Here is a 12,846-nt window from a genome sequence, read left to right as displayed (position 1 = left end):
TACACCCCCGCCCCACCCCTCTTCCCCCCCCCCCCCCTCTTCCCACCCCGCCCCGCCCCCCCCCCCCCCCCTGACGCGGGGGAGACACAGCCCCCCCCGGTGCGCCTGAGACTCCCCGGCTTCGCTTTGTGTCCGATCTACGCGAGACCGGCGACGGCGACCAGGATCAGCACGACCCCGGCGACCGCTGGCGCGGTGAGGCGTTCGCCGAGGACCGCTGCGGCAGCGACGGACGCGGCGACCGGCTCCATCAAGCTGGCCACGGTGGCCGCGCTGCTGCGCGTGGTGCGCAGCCCGGCATAGAGCAGGCCGTACGCCAGCGCCATCGTCGCCACGCCCAGGTACACCAGCCAGGCCCATACGGTCGCCGAGGACGAGACGAGCGACCCGCCGCCAAGCAGCGCCAACGGAGTGAGGGCAAGGGCTCCGACGCCGGTGGCGCCGGCCGTCACCAGCAGTGGGCTGCGCTGCTGAGCGAGCGGGCGCCCGACAGCAGTGGTGAGCGCGTACGCAGATCCGGACGCGATCGCGAGCAGCACCCCGGCCACCGGCCGGTCGCCGCCGGCCCCGCTGCCGGCGTATGCCGAGGCCAGGACCAGCCCGGTCAGTGCGGTCGCCAGCACCACGAGCTGCCGGCCGCTCGGCCGCTGACGTGACGCGATGGCCTCGCCGGCGAGCAGAATCGCCGGAGCGATCCCGAGGCTGACGACGGTGGACACGGTCACTCCGACGGCGACCACGGAGGCGAAGTAGAGCGCTTGGTAGAGGCCGGTCGCGACGCCGACGACCACCGTGCGGAGGTCGAGGCGAAGGTCGCGCAGGCGGCCGACGAGGGCAAGGACGGCGAGCAGTACGACGGCGGCGATCAGCATGCGGTATGCGCTCACGGTGAGCACCGACATCGGCGTGGTCGCGCGGACGATCTGGAGGACGAGGCCGCCGGTGCCCCACAGGACTCCGGCGAGGCAGATCTGAACGAGCCCGAGACGGGCGGAAAGAGAAGACATCGAAGAGGTGCTCCAGGTTCGACAAGACGGATGGGCAGCGTCTGGAGCACGCCACAAGAGAGCCGATCCGCGCTCTCAGCGGCAGATCGGCGGGGCCGCTCCGGTCAGGCGACCGGCGGCGGAAGCAGGCCGAGATGCTTCGAAGTCATGGCCCGAAGTCTGCCACAGGCCCGAGGCCCGGACCCGGCTGTCGGGTAAGGCCCTGTGTCAGCCGATCTGGTCCGAGAGCGAGACGACGATGCCCTCGGGCCCGCGGACGTACGCCATCCGCACGATGTCCTCGTAGACGCCGACTCCGCCGACCAGCCCATAGCCCTTCTCTGCCAGGTCCGCGAGAACCGCGTCGAGGTCGTCGACCTGGAAGCAGACGTTGCGCAGGCCCAGCGTGTTGGCCAGTGCGTCAGGCGTGCCGGGCACGTGGTCGGGACGTACGAACCGGGAGAGCTCGAGGGTGGTGTCGCCACCCGGCGGGCGGAGCATCACGACCTCGCACCGTGCCCCGGGGATCCCGCAGACGGTGTCGATGAACTCGCCCTCGACGAACGTACGTCCTTCGATCTTCAGGCCCAGGCCGACGAAGAACTCCGTGACCAGGTCGATATCGGCGACGGTGATGCCGACGTGGTCGAACCTCAACAGGTGTGTCATGACTGCCATCCTCGTACTCTGCTCGTGGTTGTGGCGGGTGCTTTCGACGAGAGAACGAGGCCGGCGCGCCGATCTCTACATGGTCCGCGACACGAGTTTCTTCGCGCCGAGGTCAGTGACCGCTGAGCTGGCCGGTCAGCCGCTCGTGCCGGTCGGCGCTGGACGCGTTGAGGCCGACGATGCGTACGGACTTGTTCTTGGTCGCGTACTTGTGGGTGATCGCGTCGAGCGTCGCGACCGTGGAGGCGTCCCAGATGTGGGAGTCGGAGAGGTCGATGACGATCTCGTCGGGGTCGTCGGCGTACTCGAACTGGGTGTAGAGGTCGTTGCTGGAGGCGAAGAAGAGCTCTCCGGTGACCCGGTAGACGGCCGTCATGCTCCCGTCGGCGTCCTCGACGAGCTCTCGGTGCGTGCGGGTCAGGTGGGCGACCCGGCGCGCGAAGAGGGTCATCGCGACCAGGACCCCGACGATGACGCCGATCGCGAGGTTGCGGGTCGCGACGGTGACCGCGACGGTCGTGAGCATGACCACCGTCTCCGAGAGCGGCATCCGCCGCAGGGTGGCGGGCCGGACCGAGTGCCAGTCGAAGGCGCTGACCGAGACCATGATCATCACCGCGACCAGGGCGGCCATCGGGATCAGCGCCACGGTGTCGCCGAAGCCGACGACCAGGACGAGCAGGAAGACGCCGGAGAGGAACGTGGACAGGCGCGTACGGGCGCCGGAGACCTTCACGTTGATCATCGTCTGACCGACCACCGCGCAGCCGCCCAGGCCGCCGAAGAAGCCGGTGATCAGGTTCGCGAGACCCTGAGCGCCGGCCTCGCGGGTCTTGTCGGAGTGGGTGTCGGTGATGTCGTCGACGAGCTTGGCGGTCAGCAGCGACTCGAGCAGCCCGACCAGCGCCATGCCCAGGGCGTAGGGGGCGATGATCTCCAGCGTGTCGAGGGTGAGAGGTACGTCCGGGAGGAACCAGGTCGGCAGGCTGTCGGGCAGCTCGCCCTGGTCGCCGACGTTCGGCACGTCGACCGCGCCGATGACGGTGAAGGCGGTGAGCGCGACGATCGCGACCAGCGGCGCAGGGATGACCTTGTTGATCCGCGGGAAACCCACGATGACGGCGATGCCGACGGCGATCATCGGGTAGACGGCCCAGGGCACGTCGACCATGTGGACGATCTGCGCCTCGAGGACGAGGATCGCGAGCGCGTTGACGAAGCCGACCATCACCGAGCGGGGGAGGAAGCGCATCAGCCTGGCCACCCCGGCCAGCGCCAGCCCGATCTGGATCAGGCCGCCCAGAAGCACCGTCGCGATCAGGTAGTCGTAGCCGTGCTCCCGCATCACCGGGGCGATCACCAGCGCGACCGCGCCGGTGGCCGCCGAGATCATCGCGGGCCGTCCGCCGAGGAACGAGATCGCGACGGCCATGGTGAAGGACGCGAACAGCCCGACCCGCGGGTCGACCCCGGCGATGATCGAGAACGAGATCGCCTCGGGGATCAGCGCGAGTGCGACGACGAGACCTGCCAGTACCTCCGTACGCAGCAGCCGCGGCGAACGCAGCGCCGCGAGGACGCCCGGTTCGATGCTGGCGGAGGGCGGAGGCAGCGGTGAGAGCACGAGCCGCAATCCTAGGGCTGGCCGCACTCCTTGCCGGCTTTGTGAGCGGTGTGAGGTTCGACCCGTCCGGCGCCTGCTCGCGGTCGCCGTGCCGGTGGACGGCGCGCCCCGCCGTGTCGTACCTCTGAACGCCTCCGCAGTGACCGTCGACCGTCTAGGGTTTCAGGTATGGACAGGCGCATCTTCGGCATCGAGAACGAGTACGGCGTGACCTGCACGTTCCGTGGCCAGCGGCGGCTGAGCCCGGACGAGGTGGCCCGCTATCTCTTCCGCAAGGTCGTGAGCTGGGGCCGCAGCTCGAACGTGTTCCTCAGGAACGGCGCGAGGCTCTACCTCGACGTCGGCTCCCACCCCGAGTACGCCACGCCCGAGTGCGACGACGTGATCTCGGTCGTCACCCACGACAAGGCGGGGGAGCGGATCCTGGAGGGGCTGCTCCTCGACGCCGAGCAGCGGCTGCACGACGAGGGCATCGCCGGCGACATCTACCTGTTCAAGAACAACACCGACTCGGCCGGAAACTCCTACGGCTGCCACGAGAACTACATGGTCAGCCGCGCCGGGGAGTTCTCCAAGCTCGCCGACGTGCTCATCCCGTTCCTGGTCACCCGCCAGCTGATCGTCGGCGCCGGCAAGGTCACCCACACCCCTCGGGGCGCCGGGTTCGCGGTCTCGCAGCGCGCCGAGCACATCTGGGAGGGCGTCTCGTCGGCGACGACCCGGTCCCGGCCGATCATCAACACCCGCGACGAGCCGCACGCGGACGCCGAGAAGTACCGGCGACTCCACGTCATCGTCGGTGACTCGAACATGTCCGAGACCACCACGATGCTCAAGATCGCGAGCTGCCACCTGGTGCTGCGGATGATCGAGGAGGGCGTCGTCATGCGAGACATGACGATGGAGAACCCGATCCGTGCCATCCGCGAGATCGCCCACGACCTGACCGGCCGGCGCAAGGTGCGGCTGGCCAACGGCCGCGAGGCCAGCGCCCTGGACATCCAGAACGAATACCTCTCCAAGGCGCGCGAGTTCGTCGACCGCCGCGAGATCACCGACCCGACCATGATCGCCGCCCTCGACCTGTGGGAGCGCGGCCTGAAGGCGATCGAGTCCGACGACCTCTCCCTGGTCGACCGCGAGATCGACTGGGTGATCAAGTGGAAGCTGATCGACCGCTACCGCGCCAAGCACGGCCTTCCGCTGGGCCACGCGCGGGTCGCTCAGCTCGACCTCGCCTACCACGACATCCACCGCAACCGCGGCCTCTACTACCTGCTGGAGAAGAAGGGCGCGGTCAAGCGGGCGACCACCGACCTGAAGATCTTCGAGGCCAAGTCGGTGCCGCCGCAGACCACCCGCGCCCGGCTCCGTGGCGAGTTCATCAAGAAGGCGCAGGAGCGCCGCCGCGACTTCACCGTCGACTGGGTCCACCTCAAGCTCAACGACCAGGCACAGCGCACCGTGCTGTGCAAGGACCCGCTCAAGGCGTACGACGAGCGCGTCCAGCGGCTCATCGACGGGATGTGAGGACCAACCGCCTCGAAACACTGTGGGGTGGCTTCGCTGCGGGGTAACCACCGGGCGGATATGGTGTCCTCCGCTGTCGTCTGTCTCCATTCACGTCACGAAGGTTTGCACTGTGCCCACTGCTCCTCGGCCTCGTCTGCGCCACGCGCTGAGCGCGCTGGCCGTCACCCTGCTCATCCCGGCTCTGGTCGCCTGCGGCGGCGAGGAGAAGACGGGGTACGGCGACGAGACCGTCTCCGGCTTCGACGGCGTCACGGTCTCGGCCGCGGTCGACAAGGCGCCCACGCTGAAGTGGGAGTCCGCGATCGCCTATCCCAAGGACCCCAAGGTCAAGACGCTGACCGAGGGCAAGGGTGAGGAGATCCCGGAGGGCCGTGGCGTCTTCGCCAAGATCTACATCGGCAACGCCACCACCCTGGACAAGGAGTGGGCCTACGAGAGCCAGGCCCCCGAGGGTGAGGAGCTCCCGGCCGAGAAGCCGTGGAGCACCATCCTGAAGGGCGCCAAGGTCGGCGATCGGATCGAGGCCATCGTCGGCTCGGCCGACCTGCTCGGCGAAGGCGGCAACCCGCAGATGGGCATCGGCAACCACGACACGCTGCTGGTCGTCGTCGACGTGGTCAAGCCCGCCGCCGACAAGACGCCGAAGGACGTCGACGCCTCCGAGCTCCCGAAGGTCGTCGAGAAGAACGGCAAGCCGACCGGGTTCGACTTCACCGGCATCGCCAAGCCGAAGGCCGACGACGGGCTCAAGCGGGCCATCGTCACCGAGGGCGACGGCGAGGAGATCACCACCGACCAGACGGTCACCGCCAACTACCTCGGCATGACCTACGGCGCCAAGAAGCCCTTCGACGAGAGCTTCAGCAAGGAGGCCGTGCCGTTCGCCCTCAACCAAGTGGTCGCGGGCTGGACCAACGGCCTGGAGGGCGTCAAGGTCGGCAGCCGTGTTCTGCTGCAGATCCCGCCGGAGCTGGGCTACGGTGCAGAGGAGAAGCCGGGCCAGGGCGGCACGCCGGGGATCCCGGCCAACAGCACGCTCTACTTCGTCATCGACGTCGTCAAGGCCGAAGACACCCCGGCGCCGCAGTAGAAGAGTCTCTAGGGGGAGAACACCGTGGCGGCGGGTAAGACCGAGCGGTTGATGAACCTGCTCATCATGCTGCTCGTGCAGCGTGACAACGTGTCGAAGGAGCGGATCCGTGAGGTCCTCTACCCGTCGTCCCACGGTGAGGCGTTCGAGAAGATGTTCGAGCGCGACAAGGAGGAGCTGCGCAGCCTCGGTGTGCCGATCGAGACCGGGGTGATCGACTCCTTCTTCGAGGACGAGATCGGCTACCGGGTCAGCCCCGAGCAGTTCGCGCTGCCGCCGATCACCCTCGAGGCCGACGAGCTCGCCGTGGTCGCCCTGGCCACCAAGGTCTGGGAGAACGCCTCGATGGCGGAGGCGACCACGGAGGCCGTACGCAAGCTCAACGCCGCCGGGCTCGAGACCGACGTCTCGGCGCTGGAGATCGTGCAGCCGCGGCTGGCCGCGGAGGAGGGCTCCTTCGACGTCTTCGTGGCCGCCACCCAGGACCGGCAGGTCGTCGAGTTCGACTACCGCGGGTCACGGGCGGCCGAGCCGTCCCACCGGCGGCTGCAGCCGTGGGGCGTGGTGCGCTACTCGGGCCGTTGGTACGCCGTCGGCCACGACGTCGACCGCGACGACACCCGCATCTTCCGGCTCTCCCGCGTCCTGGGCGAGGCCCGGGCGGTCGGCGAGTTCGACGCCTTCGAGGTGCCCGCCGAGGTCGACGTACGCGATATCGCACGGACCCTGGCGCCGGCACCGCCGACCGGGAAGGCGGTCCTGCTGCTGCGGCAGGGGAGCGGCTACACCCTTCGCAGGGCGGCCGACTCCACCGAGTCCGGGGTGACCGGGCCCGACGGCAGCGACGACTGGGACCGCGTGGTGCTCACCCGGGTGCCCGCAGACCTGGTCGGGGCGGTGCTGGGCCATGGCCCCGACGCCTACGTCGAGGAGCCCGAGGACCTCCGCCGCGAGGTCGGGACGCGGCTGGAGCAGCTGGTGGCGCGCCTGGACGGAGCCGCACGATGAGCGCGACGGGTGCGACGGGTGCCAAGGGGCAGGTCGGGCGGCTGCTGACGCTGGTGCCCTACCTCTACTCCCAAGCGGACGACGTACGCCTCGACAAGGCGGCCGCTGATCTCGGTGTCGAGGAGAAGCAGCTGGTCAAGGACCTGCAGGTGCTCTTCATGTGCGGCCTGCCGGGTGGCTACCCCGACGACCTGATCGACGTCGACATCGACGCGCTGACCGAGCCCGACGGCGACCGGGTCATCCGGATCTCCAACGCCGACTACCTCGATCGCCAGCTGCGGCTGACCCCGATCGAGGCCACGGCCGTGATCGTCGCGCTGCGTGCGCTACGGGGCGGCGCGGTGGCTGCCGAGACCAAGGAGGTCGTCGACCGTACGCTGGCCAAGCTCGAGCAGGCGGCCGCCGAGGGCGCCGCCGCGAGCGTCGACCCGGGCGAGGAGCTGGTCGACACCTCGCTCGTCCAGATCCACGCCGCGATCGCGACCGCGATCGACCAGGGCCGTCAGGTACGCATCGACTACTGGGTGCCGGCGCGCGACGAGGAGTCCTCACGGGTCATCGATCCGCGCGCGCTGGTCTCGATCCGCGACATCGAGTATCTCGACGCCTGGTGCCACACCGCCGAGGCGCCGCGCAGCTTCCGTCTCGACCGGATCAGGGGCGCCGAGGTGCTCGACACCCCGGTGGCCACCGACCCCGAGGACGGCGCGAGCGCCGAGGACGCGGCCGGGCTGCTGGAGCGTACGGACTACGGCACGGTCGTCCGGGTGCGGCTGGCTCCCGAGGCCCGCTGGGTCGGTGAATACTATTCGGTGATCGACCCGGTCGAGCTGCCCGACGGCGGGCTCGAGGTGGGGCTGCGGGTCTACGACCAGCGCTGGCTGACCCGCTTCCTGCTCCGGCTGGCGCCCTTCGCCGAGGTTCTCGACGAGCAAACGTTCACCGAATCGTTTGCGGCGACTGCACGGCTGGCTCTCGGCCTGTACCGTTCGGACGCGTAGACTTCTGACGTTCCCCCTAAGACGTAGATGAGGTAGTTCATGTTCACTCCATTGATCGGTATGCCGCAGGGAGCCGAGTGGCTCATCATCTTGGCGATCGTGATCCTCGTCTTCGGCGCTGCCAAGCTTCCTGAGCTCGCCCGCGGCACCGGTCAGGCGCTGCGCATCTTCAAGACCGAGACCAAGGGCCTGCGCGACGAGGACGAGAAGGAGAAGGGTGACAAGGCCGAGAAGCCGGCCGAGCTCACCGCCTCCGAGCAGGAGCGGATCGCCGAGCTCGAGCGTCGTGAGGCCGAGATCAAGGCCGAGCGCGAGCGCCTCTCCGGCAACTGAGCAACCTCTTCATGGCTCGTACCATCGCCGGTGTTGTCGCGATCTTCCGCGGCACCCCCAAGCACCCCATCGGCGACGACGGCCGGATGGCGCTCTCCGACCACCTGCGCGAGCTCCGCGCGCGGGTGATCAAGGCATCCCTGGCCCTGGTCGTCGGGTTCGTCGTCGCGCTGTTCTTCTTCGAGCAGCTCTTCAACCTCGTCATGGACCCCTACCTCCAGGCCGTCAAGATGATGGACCAGGAGGGCGGTGCCGCCTCGCTGAGCTCCGTCAACGGCGCCGCGGGCGGCTTCATGCTCTACCTGAAGCTGTGCGGCCTGGCCGCGTTCATCGGCACCGCGCCGATCTGGCTCTACCAGATCTGGGCGTTCCTGATGCCCGGCCTGCACCCGCATGAGAAGAAGATGTCGAGGATCTTCGTGGCCGTCGCCGGCCCGCTCTTCCTCCTCGGTGTCCTGCTCGGCTACCTCACCCTGCCCAAGGGCCTGGAGATCCTGTTCGCCTTCGTCCCCGACGGCCTGACGAACATCGTCGAGTTCAGCGAGTACCTCAGCTTCCTGAGCCGTACGCTGCTGGTCTTCGGCATCGCCTTCGAGATCCCGGTCTTCGTGATCCTGCTCAACCGGATCGGCGTTCTGCCCGGTGCCGCCCTGGGCAAGTACCGCGCCTGGATCATCGTCGGCTCCTTCGTCTTCGCCGCCGTCGCGACCCCGTCGGGTGACCCGTTCACGATGACGATCATGGCCGGCCCGATGGTCGTCCTCTTCGGGATCTCCGAGGTCATCGCCCGGGCGCACGACAAGCGCAAGGCCAGCAAGCGCAAGGACATGATCGGGGATCCTGACGTCCCGTCGGTGATCTGACCACTAGTCTTCACCGGGTGACGCGTCAGATCGCCCTGCTCGCCAACCCCACCGCCGGCCGTGGCCACGCCGACCAGATCGTCGATGCGGTCACCGCGAGGCTGGCCGCCTCGGGGGCAGTCGTCGAGCACCTGATCGGCGACGACGCCGAGCACGCTCTCGAGCTGGCTCGGAAGGCGGCTGCTGATGGGGTCGACACGGTCGTGACCCTAGGCGGCGACGGCATGGTCCACGTCGCGGTCCAGGCGCTGGCCGAGACCGAGGTCAGCCTCGGCGTCGTCCCGCTCGGGACCGGCAACGACTTCGCGCGTGCGCTCGGGATCCCGGCCGGAGACCCGCTGGCGGCCGCCGACGTGGTCGTACGCAACCACTCCCGCCGCATCGACCTGGGCCGAAGTGGCGAGACCTGGTTCGCCACCGTCCTGGCCGCCGGGTTCGACGCGGCGGTCAACGAGCGGGCCAATGCGATGAGGTGGCCCCACGGCGACCTCCGCTACACGCTTGCCGCGCTGTCGGTGATCCGCAGCTGGAAGCCGGTGCCCTACCGGCTCGAGATCGAGGACGCGACCGGCGCGACCACGGTCCGCGAGCAGGAGGCGATGCTGCTGGCGATCGCCAACACCGAGTCCTACGGGGGAGGTCTGCGAATCGCTGCTGACTGCGACCCCGCTGACGGCCTGCTGGACGCCATCCTCATCAAGCCGGTCTCACGGCTGGAGTTCCTGCGCGTCTTCCCAGGCGTACGCCAGGCCAAGCACCTCACGCATCCGGCCTTCGAGCGCATCCGTGCGCGCCGGATCAAGGCCTCCGCGCCCGGCGTGATCGCCTACAGCGACGGGGAGCGCCTCGGGCCGCTGCCGCTCGACGTCGAGTGCGTCCCTACCGCTCTCGGCGTACTGGTGCCGCCGCGCGACTGACTGTCGGTGTCGGTCGATAGGCTCGGCACCATGGACGCCTCGCCAGCGGAGAAGTACGCCGCTTTCAAGCGTGACAAGGACTACCCCGTCTTCCGGGACTTTGCCTCGCTCTACGACTTCGGGCTCGACCACTTCCAGGTCGAGGCGTGCAAGCAGATCGAGGAAGGCAAGGGCGTCCTGGTCGCCGCGCCGACCGGGTCGGGCAAGACGATCGTCGGTGAGTTCGCCATCCACCTGGCTCTCGCGACCGGCCGCAAGGCGTTCTACACGACCCCGATCAAGGCGCTCTCCAACCAGAAGTACAACGACCTGGTCAAGCGCTACGGTCCCGACCAGGTCGGCCTGCTGACCGGCGACAACGTCGTCAACGGCGAGGCGCCGATCGTGGTGATGACCACCGAGGTGCTGCGCAACATGCTCTACGCGGGCTCGCACACCCTGATGGGTCTCGGGTTCGTGGTCATGGACGAGGTCCACTACCTGGCCGACCGCTCCCGCGGCGCGGTCTGGGAGGAGGTCATCATCCACCTGCCCGAGTCGGTCTCCGTCGTCTCGCTGAGCGCGACCGTCTCCAACGCCGAGGAGTTCGGCGAATGGCTCACCACGGTGCGTGGTGAGACCACCACGATCATCGAGGAGAAGCGGCCGGTGCCGCTCTACCAGCACGTGATGGCGGGCCGGCGGATCATGGACCTGTTCGCCTCCTCCGACGTCGACGCGGCCGCCGGGTTCGTCAAGGAGGGCGCCCCGGTCAACGGCGAGCTGATGAGGCTGGCGCGCGACGACTGGGCGGCCGGACGGATGACCGACCGGCGTACGCCCAAGGACAAGCGCAAGGGCAACGGCAACCGGCGCGTGGGCAACGGGCGGCGGGTCTGGATCCCGTCGCGCGTGGAGGTCATCACCGCCCTGCAGCGCGACAACCTGCTCCCCGCGATCAACTTCGTCTTCTCCCGGGTCGGCTGCGACGCCGCGGTCGGCCAGTGCATCCAGGCCAACCTGCGGCTGACCACGCCCGACGAGCGCGACGAGATCTTCGCCTACGTCGAGGAGGCCTGCGCCGACCTGCCCGACGAGGACCGCCACGTCCTGGGCTACCACGACTGGATCGACGGGCTCTCCCGTGGCGTCGCCGCCCACCACGCCGGGCTGCTGCCGGCGTTCAAGCAGGTCGTCGAGGAGCTGTTCCTGCGCGGCCTGGTGAAGGCCGTCTTCGCGACCGAGACGCTCGCGCTGGGCATCAACATGCCCGCCCGCACGGTGGTCATCGAGAAGCTCTCGAAGTGGAACGGCGAGGCCCACGTCAACCTCTCGCCGGGGGAGTACACCCAGCTCGTCGGCCGCGCCGGCCGTCGCGGCCTCGACGTCGAGGGCCATGGCGTCGTGCTCTGGCAGCAGGGGCTCAACCCGCGTGAGCTCGCCGGTCTCGCCTCGACGCGCACCTATCCGCTGCGGTCGAGCTTCAAGCCGTCGTACAACATGGCGGTCAACCTCGTGCACCAGTTCGGTCGGGCGCGCTCGCGCGAGCTGCTGGAGCAGTCGTTCGCCCAGTTCCAGGCCGACAAGGCGGTCGTCGGGCTGGCCCGGCAGGTGCGCAAGGCGGAGGACGCGCTCGAGGGCTACCAGGAGGCTGCGACCTGCGACCGCGGCGACTTCATGGAGTACGCCGCGATCCGCCGCAAGATCTCCGACGTCGAGAAGTCCTCCTCCCGCGAGCGGCGTGCCGACCGCCGCGACGAGATCATCGAGTCGCTCTCGAAGTTGAAGATCGGCGACGTGATCGACGTGCCGACCGGCAAGTTCGCCGGCTACGCGGTCATCGTCGACCCGGGCTTCGACCCCGACGGCCCGCGTCCCTACGTGATCACCCAGGACCGGCAGGCTCGGCGCCTGGCGATGATGGACTTCAACGTGCCGATCGTCGCCCAGACCCGGCTGCGGGTGCCGAAGTCGTTCAACGGCCGCAACCCGCAGATGCGCCGCGACATGGCCTCTCGGCTGCGGGAGAAGACCCGCGACCTGCGCCCGGTGCCCTACGAGGGTTCACCGACCGCTCGCAAGGAGCGCAAGAGCTCGGTGGAGACCCAGATCTCCGAGCTGCGGCGCGAACTGAAGATGCATCCCTGCCACGACTGTCCCGACCGCGAGGACCACGCCCGCTGGGCCGAGCGCTGGTTCAAGCTCTCGCGCGACACCGACACGCTGCGCCGCCGGGTGGAGGCGCGTACGAACACCGTCGCGCGCACCTTCGACCGGGTCTGCGAGGTGCTGGTCGCTCTCGACTACCTCGAGGGCGAGACGGTCACCGAGCGCGGCACCCACCTGATGCGGCTCTACTCCGAGATGGACCTGGTCGCCGCCGAGGCGCTGCGCGAGGGGCTGTGGGACGACCTGACCCCCTCCGAGCTCGCCGCCGCCCTCTCGGTGCTGGTCTACGAGGCCCGCCGAGCCGACGACGCCACCCCGCCCCGCCTCCCCGGCGGCCGGGTCAAGGACGTCATCGCCGAGACCGTGCGGCTGTGGGGTCAGCTCGACGCCCTCGAGCGCGACCACAAGCTCGACTTCCTCCGCCAGCCCGACCTCGGCTTCGCCTGGGCCGCCTACCGCTGGACCGAGGGTGACGAGCTCGACGACGTCCTCAGCGAGGTCGAGCTCGCCGCCGGCGACTTCGTCCGCTGGGTCAAGCAGCTCATCGACCTCTGCGGCCAGGTCGCCGACGCCGCCGGCGACGTCCCGCTTCGTCGTACGGCCCGGCAGACCATGGACCTGCTCAAGCGCGGTGTCGTCGCATATTCATCGGTGGTCGAGTAGGGCTTTGG

The 12,846-nt window shown here is 69.2% G+C and carries 11 protein-coding genes; 8 read left to right on the top strand and 3 right to left on the bottom strand.

Annotated elements, in window-relative coordinates:
- Positions 1-137 precede the first annotated feature (137 nt).
- From ABT304_RS28185 to ABT304_RS28175, 3 genes are all read right to left on the bottom strand, one after another.
- Positions 138-1,007 carry a DMT family transporter gene (locus ABT304_RS28185; RefSeq protein WP_350720366.1) on the bottom strand — a complete coding sequence of 290 codons (870 nt, stop codon included), beginning with the start codon at positions 1,005-1,007 and terminating at the stop codon, positions 138-140.
- 207 nt (positions 1,008-1,214) lie between these two features.
- Positions 1,215-1,655: a VOC family protein gene (locus tag ABT304_RS28180; protein WP_350720364.1), complete on the bottom strand. Its 441-nt coding sequence runs from the start codon at positions 1,653-1,655 to the stop codon at positions 1,215-1,217.
- Between the two features lie 112 nt (positions 1,656-1,767).
- Entirely contained in the window at positions 1,768-3,279 is a 1,512-nt protein-coding gene (locus ABT304_RS28175; protein WP_350720362.1) for a SulP family inorganic anion transporter, read from the bottom strand.
- A 168-nt stretch (positions 3,280-3,447) separates the two neighbouring features.
- Here ABT304_RS28175 and pafA point away from each other — a divergent pair, with 168 nt between their 5' ends.
- The 8 genes from pafA to ABT304_RS28135 all read left to right on the top strand — a co-directional run bounded on the left by pafA (position 3,448) and on the right by ABT304_RS28135 (position 12,838).
- On the top strand, positions 3,448-4,809 hold the full coding sequence (gene pafA, locus ABT304_RS28170; protein ID WP_141804837.1) for a Pup--protein ligase: 1,362 nt from the start codon (positions 3,448-3,450) through the stop codon (positions 4,807-4,809).
- A gap of 112 nt (positions 4,810-4,921) precedes the next feature.
- A complete protein-coding gene (locus ABT304_RS28165) occupies positions 4,922-5,902 on the top strand; it encodes an FKBP-type peptidyl-prolyl cis-trans isomerase (protein ID WP_350720360.1) in 981 nt (326 codons plus the stop codon).
- Between the two features lie 24 nt (positions 5,903-5,926).
- On the top strand, positions 5,927-6,910 hold the full coding sequence (locus ABT304_RS28160) for a helix-turn-helix transcriptional regulator (RefSeq protein WP_350720358.1): 984 nt from the start codon (positions 5,927-5,929) through the stop codon (positions 6,908-6,910).
- A complete protein-coding gene (locus tag ABT304_RS28155) occupies positions 6,907-7,914 on the top strand; it encodes a helix-turn-helix transcriptional regulator (protein ID WP_350720356.1) in 1,008 nt (335 codons plus the stop codon). Before ABT304_RS28160 ends, ABT304_RS28155 begins: the two co-directional genes overlap by 4 nt.
- Before the next feature lie 39 nt (positions 7,915-7,953).
- Complete coding sequence (gene tatA, locus ABT304_RS28150) at positions 7,954-8,247, top strand: twin-arginine translocase TatA/TatE family subunit (protein ID WP_141804833.1); 294 nt, start codon at positions 7,954-7,956, stop codon at positions 8,245-8,247.
- Between the two features lie 11 nt (positions 8,248-8,258).
- Positions 8,259-9,110, top strand: a complete 852-nt coding sequence (gene tatC / locus ABT304_RS28145; RefSeq protein WP_160023031.1) for a twin-arginine translocase subunit TatC — start codon at positions 8,259-8,261, stop codon at positions 9,108-9,110.
- A 17-nt stretch (positions 9,111-9,127) separates the two neighbouring features.
- Positions 9,128-10,027 (top strand): diacylglycerol/lipid kinase family protein, encoded by a 900-nt coding sequence (locus ABT304_RS28140; RefSeq protein WP_350720354.1) that lies wholly within the window; start codon positions 9,128-9,130, stop codon positions 10,025-10,027.
- Between the two features lie 30 nt (positions 10,028-10,057).
- Positions 10,058-12,838 (top strand): DEAD/DEAH box helicase, encoded by a 2,781-nt coding sequence (locus ABT304_RS28135; protein ID WP_350720352.1) that lies wholly within the window; start codon positions 10,058-10,060, stop codon positions 12,836-12,838.
- The last annotated feature ends 8 nt before the right edge of the window (positions 12,839-12,846 follow it).

The organism is Nocardioides sp. NPDC000445 (assembly GCF_040300245.1).
GTDB lineage: Bacteria > Actinomycetota > Actinomycetes > Propionibacteriales > Nocardioidaceae > Nocardioides.
This window is presented reverse-complemented; position numbering and strand designations above follow the sequence as displayed.